Consider the following 15,730-nt stretch of genomic DNA (forward strand, 5'->3'; position numbering starts at 1 on the left):
CTGAAGGGGCGTTGTACTGATCGACAGGCCCGGATGCAAGTCTGATTCTATAATCAGAAGCGCTACCGACCGTCGGTCAGCGCCTGCAATCATGCTAAGCTCGCGGCCTCGTTGCCTGTCGAAATTGACTTATCGTGATCCAGCATCCCCCTGTATTCATTAGCCCGGTCTGGCTGCAACGCGAGCAAATGAGCGACTCGCCCGAGCCTGTTATTCTCGACTGGCTGTTCAATCAGGACTCGCTTACCCGCAGGCTGGACCGTCTGTCTGACGGCGGTTTCAGCGTGTTCCCGCTGTTCGAAGGCTGGCAACCCCTGCGCAGCGACGAATGCAGGGCGCTCGACCTGCCCCCGAACAGCGAAGGCTGGGTCCGCGAGGTGCATCTACGTGGCAACGGCTGCAACTGGGTATTCGCGCGCAGTGTCGCAGCCCGTAGCGCCTTGCAGGACGGCGGCTTGAATATGGACCGGTTGGGCGCCCGCTCGCTGGGCGAATTGCTGTTCAGCGACCCTGCGTTTGCGCGAGGCACGCTTGAGGTGTGTCGTTACCCCGCAGACGGGTTACCTGCTGCTGAAGCGGCTTCACAATGGCCCACAACGCTTTGGGCACGCCGCTCGCGATTCAGTCGTGGCACGCTGAGCGTGCTGGTCGCCGAAGTCTTTCTACCCGCTCTGTGCGACATGCTGCACAACAAGGACCGTGCCTGATGTACCTGTCATTGCTCAAATCACTCAATCGCCTGAGCCCGCGCGCCTGGGACTTCATTCAGCTCATGCGCATCGACAAGCCCATCGGCATTTATCTGCTGTTGTGGCCAACCCTGTGGGCGGTGTGGATTGCCGGCAAAGGCGCGCCGTCGCTGAAAACCGTGTTCATTTTCGTAGTCGGCGTGTTTCTGATGCGTGCAGCGGGCTGCGTTATCAATGACTTCGCCGACCGCAAGGTAGACGGCCACGTCAAACGTACCGAGCAACGCCCGCTGGTCAGCGGCAAAATCAGTTCACGTGAAGCACTGGCGTTGTTCGCGGTGCTGGTCGGTCTGAGTTTTGTGCTGGTGCTGTTCACCAACCCGAGCACCCTCTGGCTGTCGTTCGGCGGCCTGGCGCTGGCCGCCAGTTACCCGTTCATGAAGCGCTACACCTATTACCCGCAAGTGGTGCTGGGCGCAGCGTTCTCGTGGGGTATGCCCATGGCGTTCACCGCCGAAACCGGCGAACTGCCTGCCGCCGCCTGGCTGCTGTACATCGCCAATCTGCTCTGGACAGTGGGTTATGACACTTACTACGCCATGGTGGATCGTGACGATGATCTGAGAATCGGCGTGAAATCCACGGCCGTACTGTTCGGTGATGCTGACCGCGTGATCATCCTGACCCTGCAAGGTCTGGCGCTGGGCTGTCTGATGCTGGCCGGCGCACGTTTCGAACTGGGTATGTGCTTCTATTTGGGGTTGCTGGCAGCAGCCGGATGCTTCGCCTGGGAGTTCTGGAGTACACGCCAGCGTGGACGGGATGCGTGCTTCAAGGCCTTTCTGCACAACCATTGGGCCGGGCTGGCGATATTCCTCGGTATCGTGGCCGATTACGCACTGCGTTGACCGCAGCCGCCGCACCTAAATAAAAGCTCATCCAGGCCCTCGCAGATCGCCAGCGTGCTAGCCTCCTGTAGACCTGTCACACGACTGCAATAATTCCGTTATCTAATGCGCCCCAAGACAGTTAAATGACAAGAGGTTCAAGCATGGCTGGCAGGAGCATTCTGATCGTTGACGACGAAGCGCCTATTCGCGAAATGATCGCCGTTGCGTTGGAAATGGCCGGCTATGACTGTATTGAAGCCGAAAACTCTCAGCAGGCTCACGCGATCATCGTCGACCGCAAGCCGGACCTGATCCTGCTCGACTGGATGCTGCCCGGCACGTCCGGCATAGAGCTGGCGCGCCGTCTCAAGCGTGATGAGCTGACCGGCGACATCCCGATCATCATGCTCACGGCCAAGGGCGAAGAGGACAACAAGATCCAGGGCCTGGAAGTAGGCGCTGACGACTACATCACCAAGCCGTTCTCACCGCGTGAACTGGTCGCCCGCCTCAAGGCTGTGCTGCGCCGTGCCGGGCCGACGGATGGCGAAGCGCCTATCGAAGTCGGCGGCCTGCTGCTTGATCCGATCAGCCACCGTGTGACCATCGACGGCAAACCGGCTGAAATGGGCCCGACCGAATACCGCCTGCTGCAATTCTTCATGACCCACCAGGAACGCGCCTATACCCGCGGCCAGTTGCTTGATCAGGTCTGGGGCGGCAACGTCTATGTCGAGGAACGCACTGTCGATGTCCATATCCGTCGCCTGCGCAAGGCCTTGGGTGACGCTTACGAAAATCTGGTACAAACCGTGCGCGGCACCGGCTATCGCTTTTCCACCAAGAGCTGATAACCGACTCTCCGGCGCAGGGCAGCAATCAGTGCGGAGCAGATAAGGATTTACCCCTAATTGAATCAAAATTGGCACGGCACCCTGATACGCCACATGTTGCTACTGATCACTGGCTGCCTGCTGGTCGGACTTGTCAGTGGGCAATATGGCTGGAGCCTGGCCGCCGGGCTGGGTCTTTATCTGGCCTGGACACTCAAGCAACTGTTGCGTCTGCATGAATGGCTGAGCAGCCACAAGGCCGACGAACCGCCGCCGGACGGCTATGGCCTGTGGGGCGAAGTCTTCGACAGCATCTACCACCTTCAACGTCGTGACCAACGTGTTCGCGGTCGCCTGCAAGCAGTCATCGACCGGGTTCAGGAATCCACTGCGGCCCTGCGCGATGCAGTCATCATGCTCGACAGCGACGGCAACCTGGAATGGTGGAACCGTGCTGCCGAAACCTTGCTGGGCCTCAAGACCCCACAGGACAGCGGCCAGCCCGTCACCAATCTGGTGCGCCATCCACGCTTCAAGGAATACTTTGCGAAGGGCGATTACAGCGAGCCGCTGGAAATTCCCTCGCCGACCAACGATCGTCTGCGCATTCAACTGTTGATCACCCGCTACGGCAACAACGAACACCTGATGCTGGTGCGCGACGTGACGCGGATCCATCAGTTGGAGCAAATGCGCAAGGACTTCGTCGCCAATGTCTCCCACGAGTTGCGCACGCCGCTGACGGTGATCTTCGGCTATCTGGAAACACTCCTCGACAACGTGGAGGAAGTGAATCCCCGCTGGGTGCGTGCGTTGCAGCAGATGCATCAACAAGGCGGGCGCATGCAGACGCTGCTCAACGACCTGCTGTTACTGGCCAAACTCGAAGCCACGGACTATCCGTCGGACAATAATCCGGTTGAGGCCACCACCCTGCTCAAGACCATCACCGCCGACGCCAACGCCCTGTCGGGCAGCAAGAATCAACAGATTCACATCAGTCTTGAGAGCAACATGCGCCTCAAGGGCAGTGAAAGCGAGTTGCGCAGCGCGTTTTCCAACCTGATCTTCAATGCGGTCAAATACACGCCGGCCGAAGGCGTCATCCGTATTCGCTGGTGGGCCGACGAGCGCGGCGCGCACCTGAGCGTTCAGGACACCGGGATCGGCATCGAGATCAAGCATCTGCCACGCCTGACCGAACGCTTCTACCGGGTCGACACCAGCCGTGCATCGAATACCGGCGGCACAGGGCTCGGTCTGGCAATCGTCAAACACGTGTTGCTGCGCCATCACGGCAACCTGGAGATCAACAGTGTGCCGGGCAAAGGCAGCGTATTTACATGCCACTTCGCCAGCAGCCAGTTGTCCAAACCAGAGAGCGAAGATTCAGACTACTAGGCAATCGCGCTTTCAGCCGTTACATTGCCGGGTTCATGGCGTCTTTCTGGCGCGGCATTAGCCCCCTTTCCTGTTAATACGGACCCTGCAAAACCCCATCATGGACCCTTCCCCAAGTTTTAACCTGTCTTCACTCTTCGCCGATTTCGGCATGATTCTCTTTGCTCTGTTCCTGGTCCTGCTCAACGGCTTTTTCGTTGCGGCAGAGTTCGCCATGGTCAAACTGCGCTCGACCAAGGTCGAAGCCATTGCCGGGAAGAACGGCTGGCGCGGGCATATCCTGCGCAAGGTGCATGGGCAGCTGGACGCTTACCTGTCGGCCTGTCAGTTGGGTATCACCCTCGCCTCGCTCGGTCTGGGCTGGGTCGGTGAGCCCGCCTTTGCGCACTTGCTGGAGCCACTGCTCGCGGCGCTGGGCGTAGACACGCCGGAACTGATCAAGGGCGTTTCGTTCTTTACCGCCTTCTTCATCATTTCCTACCTGCACATTGTGATCGGTGAGCTGGCCCCAAAATCCTGGGCGATCCGCAAGCCGGAACTGCTGTCGCTGTGGACCGCCGCGCCGCTGTACTTCTTCTATTGGCTGATGTACCCGGCGATTTACCTGCTCAACGCCAGCGCCAACGCCATTCTGCGTATTGCGGGTCAGGGTGAACCTGGCCCGCACCATGAGCACAGCTACAGCCGCGACGAGCTGAAACTTATTCTGCACTCCAGCCGCGGTCAGGATCCGAGCGATCAGGGCATGCGCGTGCTGGCGTCTGCTGTCGAAATGGGCGAACTGGAAGTGGTCGACTGGGCCAACTCCCGCGAAGACATGGTGTCGCTGGACTTCAACGCGCCGCTCAAGGAAATTCTCGCCCTGTTCCGCCGCCACAAATTCAGCCGTTATCCGCTGTATGACGCCGAGCGAGGCGAGTTTGTCGGGCTGTTGCACATCAAGGACCTGCTGCTGGAGCTGGCGGCGCTGGACCACATTCCCGAATCGTTCAACCTGGCCGAACTGACCCGTCCGCTGGAGCGCGTTTCACGGCACATGCCGCTGTCGCAGTTGCTGGAGCAATTCCGCAAGGGCGGCGCGCACTTTGCTGTGGTCGAAGAAGCGGACGGCAAGATCGTCGGCTACCTGACCATGGAAGACGTGCTTGAAGTGCTGGTGGGCGATATCCAGGACGAACACCGCAAGGTAGAACGCGGCATTCTGGCTTATCAACCGGGCAAGCTGTTGGTACGTGGCGACACGCCGCTGTTCAAGATCGAACGCCTGCTGGGCATCGACCTGGACCACATCGAAGCGGAAACACTGGCGGGCCTGATCTACGAAACCCTCAAGCGCGTGCCGGAAGAAGAAGAGCAACTGGAAGTCGAAGGTCTGCGCATCATCATCAAAAAGATGAAAGGCCCGAAAATCGTCCTGGCCAAGGTGCTGAAGCTGGATTGACTCACCGTCTGCCGTGCCCGGAAACAGGGCTTTAGGGTTATCGTGCCTATGCTCCGCGTTGGCGCGATCGTCAACCGCGCTAATTCCCGCCCACCGCGAAATTGGGCAGGCTCTGCACCGGTGTGGCGAATTCGTAGGGGATGGAGACCAGTTCACTGCCGTTGTTGCGCTGCACCACAAAGTGCAGGTGCGGGCCGGTGCTGTTGCCGGTATTGCCCGAGCGTGCCAGCGCTGTACCGACGCTGACGCGCTGGCCTTCCCTGACACTCACCGAGCCCTGCATCAGGTGCAGGTAAACGCCCATCGTGCCGTCTTCATGCAGAATCCGCACAAAGTTGCCTGATGCATTGGAGCCACGACCCGACTGGCTGTTTTCGACTTTTACTACCGTGCCGCCCCGCGCCGCGATGATCGGCGTGCCCTCGGGCATGGCGATGTCCATCGCGTAACGCCCCTTGATACCGAAATGGCTGTATTTGCCATTCGGCCCCTGAGTCAGACGAAACGGGCCGCCGATCCACGGCAACGGGTATTTGTAGGCCTGCACCGAGCCTTTCGGATCGCCCAGCGTGGAAGTCAGCATCGACGCGTAATTCATCGGTTTGCTCGCCACCTTGGGGCTCAGGACCACTACGCGCTGGTTACTGCGCGCCGGGATCGTGCGGCGTAGCGTCGTCGACGAGCCCGCAACACCCAGTACGTTGGTCACACTCGAAAGCTTGACCTCGACCTCGACCGGGGCATACAGGTCGTTGCGTACATACAGGCTGTGCACACCTCTTTCACGCCGGACACTCAGGTGCACCTGCTGATCGATACGTTCGACCATTCGGTCCCTGAATACCATCACCGACGCACCGGGCGTCGGCCGGTCCGAGAAGGACACGACGCCGTGGGTGTCGGTGAATTTATAGATCGTGACAGCGCCAGCCGACTGCACAGTCAACGTCAGGGCAAACAGGATAAGCAGGCGTTCAAGCATCAGAAACATTCGGGTTCAAGGGCACAGGATGCCAAGCCTAGCAGCCTTGCCGGCAGAATAGGATTTGGCGGTATCAATCGGACATACATAGGCACCACCGAAGGCACGCCCGACGCACCGTACGCGGTGTTTTGCGACACCGCGCAAATCTGACGCACTCAAGAAGCCCGATAAGGCTTCAGATACGTCACGGAGAAATGCGCGCCAGGGAAGTCGAGTTTCAAGCGAGGCAGAACGAAGCCGCCACAGGAGCGACACGTGTCCAGCACCGTAAACACCTTGATATGAGTCAGTCTGGTTGACGCCATGTCCTCCTTGAAGACCGTCGCAATCAGCCTTTCCGAATCAAGATGACGCGGGAATTTCCTGACGGCTATACGATCAGCGTCCCTGACTACCGGCAAGCTGGTAAAGCCTGGATCTGGCTGACGCCCTGCCATGCGCGCACGCGCGTCACGATAAATCACCTTATTGATGACTCGCTCGCTATCCTCGGCAACATCCAGCTGCAACTTCAGGTCTTTGGCCTTGTTTCCTCCGGAAAGTGCGTAGTACACGATCCGGTCGCCGGACTCGGTATAGGCCTGCAGAAAAGACAGGTTCGCTCCCTTGGTTTGTCTCATTATGTTTCTGGATGCCTTGGGCGTCATGATATTTTCCAGGCTCAACCGCTCCCATTCTTCAGGAGAACCCTGTGTAGGCAGCAGATGGTTGAGGACTTCAACGACGTGCTGTTGCTCTGGCAGGCTTCGCTGAGCGATTTTCTTGAAGTCCGGAATACTGTTTCTGGCAAGTTCTACGAATTTTTTCTGGGTAGCTTCGCCAGACAGGATGTTGCCCGCAAATATCAAGAGATCATTCGGGTTTTGACTGGCCTTGCACCACCGCACGTACTCATCATAGTTCCTGACCGGACGCTTCCAGATAAAACCCCATTTAGGTCGTTCTGCCACGTCCAGCAAATCAAACAGCAAACGTGCAATGTTTTCCCGATCCTTCCCGGCATCGGAAAACTCGCGAACCAGTCGATACTGTTCGGAGATCCTCATGTACTCATTGGTCTGCGCAGCTTCGGTAACACGCGAAAACTGCAAGTCAAGCGCACCTTCAGAAGCGGCCGCCTTATAAAAAACGCCAGTGTCCGGCTCGATGAAAATCCACGGCGTGCCTTCTATATCAAGTGGGATGCCCCGCAGAGTTCGGGTATCCGCAACGCCCGCAGCGATTGGCCCAAGTTCGATCACAGGTAAATATCGATGTATCCAGGCGACATCCTGCATCGGAAAGTTTTCTGGCAGACCCAACAGCCCGTCAGCAGTCAGCGCGCCGGAAAACTCTGGCAGATAAGCCGGCGCTTCAGGCAGCGCAAAAAGTGCCCGTTCAACGTCCGAAAGCGGCACGACGACTTTCACGGCAGGTATTTGCCCGGAGGTTGATGATTCAGCCGAATCAGCCCATTTGCAGAACTTGCCTTCGTTGACGAATGCATCAATGTCCGGCGCTGCGGAATCGGCACCCAGCGACAGTCTGGCAAGACCGAATTCGCGGGCGGCCACAGCATTGCTAGGGTATTTGCCAATGCGTGTCGGGGATGTTGAACCCTCAGGTATTCGCTCAGGCACAGGCGTTACCAGCTTCACCCCTGTGCTACAGGGCACCGGTATCAGATCACGTCGAACCCGGCAGATATTTTCGGCTTCATGCATCATCGCCGAACGTGCAGAAAGCTTTTCCGCCGTCAGCTTGCGCAAGGCCGCATCAGGTGAATTGGCGTCCAGATGATAGATTTCATCATCGATCAGAATATCAAATACGCCCTCCTCCCTTTCGAGGGCCTGCACGCGGCAACCCTCAGCGACACGCAGTTCATGTATCCCGTCTTCAAGCGAGGTAAGCGGCGCAACCGGCGGATAGCAATCAACGCCAATGGATTCTCCGGCGGCGAATGTTGAGAACTCTGCTTCATGCCCAGGCGCCACGGCCGTCAGCCTCTTCCCGAACACACTGTCCGAGTGCGGGTCCAGCAGCCTGAAGTCAGGCTGTTGCGACGTGCCGACATCGCGGGTTATTGCACCAGAACCGCCATCGACACGGGCTAACAACCCCTCGACAGGATGCGGGTGTTGCGCGCCTTCGATGACTCGATACACCCCTTTATCCAGACTGACGCTGCTTTCGAGTACAGCGCGCGAAGAAAATACTTCGCGCAGCAATGGCAGCTCATCCAGCAGTCTGGTCCAGCCAAGCGCACTCATTTTCAAACCGAGCTTGCCCAGATCACGTACTGCGAACACCGCACTCTGTTCTGCCAGCCCTTTGATCAACGTGGTGACCGCCCTGCGGGTCAGCCTGGCCACCGATTCAACACTCAGTTCGCCAGCGCGCAGCACAATCCGCGCAGTCGAGCCGGCAAACTGCCCCAAGGGAATCAGCGCAAACGCGGCATCCATAACGCAGTTGAATATGACGCCGCCTGAGTAATCACCCCCAGACAGATCCTTGATACACCCGTAAAACGGAATGATCAGGCGCGCAGCGATATCCGCATACTCGCGCTCCTTCGCCCAGATTTCTTCCCACTCGGTTTCATGCGTGTGCTCGGCGTTGCTCTGCTCCAGAAAGCCGGCGAGCAAGTGCCCTGCGGCCTTGTTGGCCAATGCTTCCAGGCCGGTCTGCATGCTCTCTCCAGCCAGATAGACCAGTTCGGCAGACGGAACCAACGTGCCTTTCTGCGGTTGATGAAAAGCCTGCGAGGAACGCGACACAGTACCTGTCAGGTAAGCATCGCTGTCCATTGGCAACAACGGGGTGACTCTGGCTTTCTCGATTCGCCGCTCATGGGCAGCCTTGTGGTCGAACGCTTCAATCATCGAAATGGGACGTGACCATGTGACACCGTCGACCGCGTAGGTAAATTTCTGACGAGCCTCGCCAGCGATGCCGGCTGCCGGAATCAGCTCGAAAAAGCGCTCTCGTACCGAATGTTCATCAAATTTATTGAGACGGTTGCCGGGCTGACACCGGATAAACAGTCCCTGGGTGCCTTCTTGCGAACCGAACCGCACACGACTCAGTTCACAGGTGGACGTGAGCAAAGTCTCCTGATCACCCGTCTGCATTTCGGACAACTGACGCTTGATGACTCTGGCCTCGGCGCTGACCAGTGCCTGTTGATAGGCATCGAACGCAGTGGCGTAGGCTTGCGCAACCGTGGGCTGCCCCTCGATGTACACCTCGCCCATCATTACCAGTTCCACCACCGATGCCTGAGGCCGGCCAACCGCAGCAAGGCGATCGACAGAGTACGATGACGCCACAGTGAAGCCGTGATCCTGCAAGACCGGCCAATGCTTGATCTTCACGCTCTGATCCCAGAGCAAGTGAGGAACGTTCGCCGCCCTCAGCATCTTTTGCGCCAGGTCTTTTCGGTCCGGGGGCTTTATCGCCAGCAAGCTGTGCAGCTCTTGGGCATGCTGGTCTTGATGAGCTTTCAGATACGTCAATGCCTGGCCAATCTGCTCGCCGGTAGCCTGGCGGATGTCGTCGTCCGACACCTGAATGGCTCCGTGGGCACTGGCATAGCGCAGCGCCGGGGCAATCAGCGTCCTTGCCCATAGCGCATGGATATCGGCATCGCTCGATTGGGCAAACCCTGAGCTGACCTGAATCAGCTCATCGTAAGGCGTGACTTGCGACAGGCCCGGACTTAGCGCTTCAACCAGTGCGACACCCTGAATGAACGCGACACTTTGCAGCGAGCGCCCGTACTGAAGATGATCCGGCACGCCTTCAACCAGCAACTCAGGCATCGTCTCGCGCAAAAACAGGTAATGCAGCATGTCGAGGGTGCCGGGTGAGGCTTGAGGATAGTGATCACTGATAAGCAAACGAACCTTGTCACGAAGCTGCAGGTGGCCCTGTTCGCTGACCCAGCCGCGGCGCAAGGATGTTTCAAGGGGTTCGCCATTGCACTGCACCGCCCCGACAAAGTGATCCACGATGACGCGTCCGGCGATTGCCTGAGTAATACGCGGTGAGGCCTGCTCTCCAAGACGTCCTCCATACCAATCCATGTAACTGAGCAAAGGTGCGAAGGCCGACTTGAAGTGTGCGGTCTGGATCAGGGCGCGCCACGTCTCGCGGGCTGTAAAGCGCAATACCGTGCCCTTCTCGCTTGGCGAGCAGAGTATTTCGATGCCTGATTGACGGAACAGGTCATTGGCATTCCGCACAGTGCTCCAGTCACGCAGACGAGGAACCTTTACATTCAGTTGCGTAAAGTCAGGCAGCGACTCATCCAGCTCCATGCTCGTACCCAGCACAGGCATGAGTAATACCGCAGCGAGAGCCAGCAAAGAGTCAAATGACAGTCTTGAATGTTCGGAGCCGAGGCTGATCGCCAACGACAGCGCACGCATGCCCGGTGCGCTGGTTGCGTCCTGAATGGCGGCGTCCAGCCAGGCCTCATTGCGTGGATTAACGACGCGGGCCGCCATCTTTTGCAGGTACACGCCTCGGCTCGGAGACGCCATGGCCACTGAGGGCTTCGCCTGAAGCTGAGTGTCGGTCCATTCGTCCCGGGGTATCGCCGCCAGCTTGCGGGCAAGTAATGCCTGCACATCGGGCATCGCCAATTGCCGGTTGAGTGAACTCAGCAGCGCTTTGTCGCGGTATTCGGTACCAGGCGTGAGCCCGGCCAGCGCCTGGCAGAACAGACCCAGATAGGAGCGTTTGGCCACGACGGCCGTGGGGACGGGGTTTGATTGAAGCGTGGTTAAAGTCATTGAAATTTTTCCAGTAGTTGTTTGCATGAATCCATGCGACTGGAAAAACTAAATAGAAAAACGCTTCACCACGAAATAGACATAAACGCATGCGTGACGCAGGAAGCTTCATCGCAGGGCGTAGGCTGAGCTGATGTCGAGAGGGACGATGACGTCCGGGCTTGCGCACATCGCTCCTGCGCCGGTGAAGCGCAAGCAGCGACGGGCATGTGCATCAGGCGCCGGGAATAAAGTGCTTCTGCGCCGTGCCGCGTGCGATCAGGCGCGAGAGATAGTCGAGCTTCTGCGCATCCTGGTCGACGAAACGGAAAGACACCTGCAGCCATTCACTGTCGGGCTTCTGCTCGAACGCGGCAACCGAGTGCAGGTAGCCGTTCAGGCGTGCAACTTCGTTGCTTTCACCCTGTTCAAGGTCCAGCACCGCGCTTTCGAGTACTTGCGGCACATGCTCGCTGTGGCGTACCACCAGCGTCGCTTCCTTGAGGGTCAGCGCCTTGATCACGCAAGACTGCGTGCCACCGGGCAAGCGCAACTGGCCTTGTCCCCGGCCAGTAGGCGCTGCTGATTTGACCGCAGCAGGCGCAGCCTTGGCGATACTGGCAGGTGCCGCGGAAGAAGCGGAACGCACCACCTCTGCCTTGCCACCGGTCAATGCGCTCAGCGAGTCATTGAGCGGCGAATTCATGCGCGCCGGCGCTGTAGACATGACCGCATCCAGCTTGCCGACCTTGGCCAACGCTTTCTTGACCTTGGTCAACAGCTGCTCGTTGGTGAACGGCTTGCCGACGAAATCGGTCACGCCTGCCTGAATCGCCTGAACGACGTTTTCCTTGTCTCCACGGCTGGTCACCATGATGAACGGCACGGTCTTCAGGTAGTTATCTTGCTCACGGCACCACGCCAACAGCTCAAGGCCGGACATCTCGGGCATTTCCCAGTCGCACAGAATCAGATCGAACTCTTCTTTGTTCAATAAGACCTGAGCCTTGCGGCCGTTGACTGCATCCTCGGTATGGATCCCGGGAAAATAATTGCGCAGCCCTTTCTTGACCAAGTCGCGAATGAAAGTCGCGTCATCCACCACCAATACACTGACTTTACTCATCGACGCTCCTGCGGACGTGTTCACCTGTAGGCGAACTGCGGTATGCCAACACGCCCTTTGTTTCGGCAAGCATAGCGTTGACTAGTAGCCAACAGCCATATTGATTGACTACGCCGCGACATTTAATCCGCAGGCGATGAAAAATACTGCGCTGCATAATAAAAAACGCCCAGCGCATGCCGGGCGTTTTTCTCGCAGGCAATCTTACTTATCGTCAGCGTCGCGCGGAACATTAGCGGTTTCGCTCGAGATACCCTGTACTTCTTCCTTCATGCGCTTGAGACCCATGTGCCGCACGTCGGTACCCCGTACCAGATAGATCACCAGCTCGGAGATGTTGCGGGCGTGATCACCGATGCGCTCCAGCGAGCGTAGCACCCAGATCACGTTCAGCACGCGGGAGATCGAGCGTGGATCTTCCATCATGTAGGTCGCCAGCTCGCGCAGGGCTGTCTTGTACTCGCGGTCAATGATTTTGTCGTACTGCGCAACCGACAAGGCCAGATCGGCGTCGAAGCGGGCGAACGAGTCCAGCGCATCGCGCACCATGTTGCGCACCTGATCGCCGATATGGCGCACTTCGACGTAACCGCGTGGTGCCTCGCCCTCTTCACAGAGCTGAATCGCACGCCGGGCAATCTTGGTGGCTTCGTCACCAATGCGCTCCAGATCGATCACCGACTTCGAAATGCTGATGATCAGACGCAGATCGGACGCGGCAGGCTGACGACGAGCCAGAATGCGCAGGCACTCCTCGTCGATGTTGCGCTCCATCTGGTTGATCCGGTCGTCGACCTCACGCACACGCTGCGCCAGGCCGGAGTCGGCCTCGATCAGTGCTGTGACCGAATCGTTGACCTGTTTCTCGACCAGACCCCCCATTTCGAGCAAATGGCTGCGAACGTCTTCGAGTTCCGCGTTGAACTGCTGGGATATGTGATGCGTATGGCTGTCTTTGTGGATCATGCTGGGTGTCCTTGGAACGTCCGGTTTAATTGCGAAAACGCAGCGGTGGTTCAGGTCTGACGAAGCACGTCCTAGCCGTAACGACCGGTGATGTAGTCTTCAGTCTGTTTTTTTGCCGGGTTGGTGAACAGGGTATCCGTGTCACCGAACTCGACAAGCTTGCCCATGTACATAAAAGCAGTGTAATCCGACACCCGAGCCGCCTGCTGCATATTGTGCGTAACGATCACAATGGTGTATTTGGATTTCAGTTCGTAGATCAGTTCTTCGACTTTCAGGGTCGAAATCGGATCTAGTGCCGAACAGGGTTCGTCAAGCAGCAGGACTTCCGGCTCCACGGCGATGGTTCGGGCAATCACCAGTCGCTGCTGCTGACCGCCAGACAAACCCAACGCCGACTCATGCAGCCGGTCCTTGACCTCGTCCCACAGCGCAGCAGCCTTTAAAGCCCACTCGACCGCTTCGTCGAGTACGCGTTTTTTGTTGATCCCCTGGATACGCAGCCCGTAGACCACGTTTTCGTAGATCGTCTTGGGGAACGGGTTCGGTTTCTGGAACACCATGCCGACGCGGCGACGCAATTCAGCGACTTCCTCGCCCTTGGTATAGATGTTGTGCCCGTACAGGTTGATCGCGCCGTCGATACGGCAGCCGTCGACCAGCTCGTTCATCCGGTTGAAGCAGCGCAGCAATGTCGACTTGCCGCACCCGGACGGGCCGATGAACGAGGTGACCTTCTGCTGCGGAATATTCAGGGCGATATCGAACAGCGCCTGCTTCTCGCCATAAAACAGATTCAGACCCGGCACTTCGATGGCCACGGTCTCGTCGGCCGGATCCAGGCCATGTTTGTGACGCCTCGGGGCCGACATCCTCATACCATGTGTCCGGCTATCGTGCTGCATGGATTGCTCCTGTGCGAACCATTCGTTTCATGTGGCCGCCCTGCTTGTTCAAACGCAAATCCGGAATCAATTGTCGAGCGCCTTGTACTTTTCCCGCAGGTGATTACGGAGGGTGACCGCCGACAGGTTGAGCAAGGCAATAACCAGCACCAGCAGCAACGCAGTGGCGTATACCAGCGGACGCGCCGCTTCGACATTGGGGCTCTGAAAGCCCACGTCGTAAATATGAAACCCCAGGTGCATGATCTTCTGATCCAGATGCAGGTAAGGATAGTTGCCATCCAGCGGCAGCGAAGGCGCCAGTTTGACCACGCCGACCAGCATTAACGGTGCAACTTCACCGGCTGCACGGGCCACCGCCAGAATAAGGCCGGTCATCATCGCCGGGCTGGCCATCGGCAGCACAATCTTCCACAACGTCTCGGCCTTGGTGGCCCCCAGCGCCAGCGAGCCTTCGCGCAGGGTCAGCGGAATGCGCGCCAGCCCTTCTTCGGTTGCCACGATCACCACCGGGACCGCGAGCAGCGCCAGTGTCAACGATGCCCAGAGCAAGCCCGGCGTACCAAAGGTCGGCGCTGGCAGCGCTTCGGGGAAAAACAGACGATCCACCGAGCCGCCCAGCACGTAAACAAAAAACCCGAGGCCAAACACTCCGTACACAATCGCCGGTACGCCGGCCAGATTATTCACGGCGATACGAATCAACCGGGTCACCGGCCCTTGACGGGCGTACTCACGCAAGTAAACCGCCGCCAGCACGCCAAACGGCGTCACGATGACCGCCATGATCAGGGTCATCATCACCGTGCCGAAAATCGCCGGGAAGATGCCACCTTCGGTGTTGGCTTCACGTGGATCGTCGCTGAGAAACTCCCACAGCTTCTGAAAGTAGAAACCCAGCTTGGTGAAGGTGCTCATCGCATTGGGCTGATAAGCGTGCACCACCTTGCCCAGACTGATTTCGATCTCTTTGCCTTCAGCGTCACGCGCCGTCAGGCTGTCTCGATCAAAGGCCTGATGCAGCCCGCCAAGACGCTCTTCGATAACCTTGTAGCGAGCGTCCAGCTCGGCACGCTCTGCCGCCATGTCAGCTTGCGCAGCGGCATCGAGCCTGCCGGCCAGCTCCAGCTTGCGTGCCTGTAAACGCAGACGTTCGATGCCGTGGTTGATAGCCCCGATGTCTTTCTTTTCCAGGCTGTAAAGGTCGTCAGCCAGCGTTTCGACGCGCTTGATACGCGCTTGCAGGGTCGGCCAGGCCGCTTCGCCTTCGGCCACGATCCTGCCGTTTTCTTTCACATTGACCAGATAACCGTAAAAGTTGCCCCACTCGCGACGCTCCAGCGTCATCAACTCGACGGGGTTGCTTTGCTCGGTCAGCCACTCGCCAATCACCCAGGTGAAGTCGCTGGGGTTAAGCTCACGGTTGCCGACCTTATACAGCTCGCGAGTCATGAACTCAGGGCCTTGATCAGGCACCGGGAAGCCTGCGCCTTTCAGACGCGCACGGGGCACCTGCTCCTGCTCGACCCGTTCGCCGATCAGTACATGGGCCTGCTGATTGGGCACTGCGTACTGCGCAGACACCAGATCCGCAGGCCAAAAATGCCCTAGACCGCGCACGGCGATGACCGCCAGCAGCCCGATGGTCATGATCACCGCGATGGATACGGCGCCCGCACTCATCCAGACGCCTGGCGCGCCGCTTTTCAGCCAGCTTTTGAATGAGTTCCGTTT

General features: G+C 58.4%; 11 protein-coding genes. 5 read left to right on the forward strand and 6 right to left on the reverse strand.

The genetic code is table 11. The features are described from left to right. The first annotated feature begins 134 nt into the window (after positions 1 to 134). The 5 genes from N018_RS24900 (at position 135) to N018_RS24920 (ending at position 5,254) form a co-directional block, all read left to right on the forward strand. Positions 135 to 707 (forward strand): chorismate--pyruvate lyase family protein, encoded by a 573-nt coding sequence (locus N018_RS24900; protein ID WP_025391031.1) that lies wholly within the window; start codon positions 135 to 137, stop codon positions 705 to 707. Beyond that, on the forward strand, positions 707 to 1,597 hold the full coding sequence (gene ubiA, locus N018_RS24905; RefSeq protein ID WP_025391032.1) for a 4-hydroxybenzoate octaprenyltransferase: 891 nt from the start codon (positions 707 to 709) through the stop codon (positions 1,595 to 1,597). Before N018_RS24900 ends, ubiA begins: the two co-directional genes overlap by 1 nt. A gap of 143 nt (positions 1,598 to 1,740) precedes the next feature. Further along, entirely contained in the window at positions 1,741 to 2,430 is a 690-nt protein-coding gene (gene phoB, locus N018_RS24910; protein WP_002555882.1) for a phosphate regulon transcriptional regulator PhoB, read from the forward strand. 96 nt (positions 2,431 to 2,526) lie between these two features. After that, positions 2,527 to 3,813 carry a phosphate regulon sensor histidine kinase PhoR gene (gene phoR / locus N018_RS24915; RefSeq protein ID WP_229631565.1) on the forward strand — a complete coding sequence of 429 codons (1,287 nt, stop codon included), beginning with the start codon at positions 2,527 to 2,529 and terminating at the stop codon, positions 3,811 to 3,813. A gap of 100 nt (positions 3,814 to 3,913) precedes the next feature. Next, entirely contained in the window at positions 3,914 to 5,254 is a 1,341-nt protein-coding gene (locus N018_RS24920; protein WP_024644665.1) for a hemolysin family protein, read from the forward strand. 79 nt (positions 5,255 to 5,333) lie between these two features. On the opposite strand, the gene N018_RS24925 is transcribed toward N018_RS24920, so the two are convergent. From N018_RS24925 to pstA, 6 genes are all read right to left on the reverse strand, one after another. After that, positions 5,334 to 6,236, reverse strand: coding sequence for a peptidoglycan DD-metalloendopeptidase family protein (locus N018_RS24925; protein ID WP_025391033.1), 903 nt, complete (start codon positions 6,234 to 6,236; stop codon positions 5,334 to 5,336). Between the two features lie 158 nt (positions 6,237 to 6,394). Further along, on the reverse strand, positions 6,395 to 11,020 hold the full coding sequence (locus N018_RS24930; RefSeq protein ID WP_025391034.1) for a deaminase domain-containing protein: 4,626 nt from the start codon (positions 11,018 to 11,020) through the stop codon (positions 6,395 to 6,397). Between the two features lie 214 nt (positions 11,021 to 11,234). Next, positions 11,235 to 12,125 (reverse strand): response regulator, encoded by an 891-nt coding sequence (locus N018_RS24935; RefSeq protein ID WP_025391035.1) that lies wholly within the window; start codon positions 12,123 to 12,125, stop codon positions 11,235 to 11,237. A 204-nt stretch (positions 12,126 to 12,329) separates the two neighbouring features. Further along, a complete protein-coding gene (phoU, locus tag N018_RS24940) occupies positions 12,330 to 13,091 on the reverse strand; it encodes a phosphate signaling complex protein PhoU (protein WP_024644661.1) in 762 nt (253 codons plus the stop codon). 71 nt (positions 13,092 to 13,162) lie between these two features. Continuing rightward, complete coding sequence (gene pstB / locus N018_RS24945; RefSeq protein WP_418903459.1) at positions 13,163 to 13,969, reverse strand: phosphate ABC transporter ATP-binding protein PstB; 807 nt, start codon at positions 13,967 to 13,969, stop codon at positions 13,163 to 13,165. A gap of 93 nt (positions 13,970 to 14,062) precedes the next feature. Further along, on the reverse strand, positions 14,063 to 15,679 hold the full coding sequence (pstA, locus tag N018_RS24950) for a phosphate ABC transporter permease PstA (protein ID WP_195757211.1): 1,617 nt from the start codon (positions 15,677 to 15,679) through the stop codon (positions 14,063 to 14,065). Positions 15,680 to 15,730: the final 51 nt, after the last annotated feature.

The organism is Pseudomonas syringae CC1557 (assembly GCF_000452705.1).
Classification (GTDB): Bacteria; Pseudomonadota; Gammaproteobacteria; order Pseudomonadales; family Pseudomonadaceae; genus Aquipseudomonas; species Aquipseudomonas syringae_F.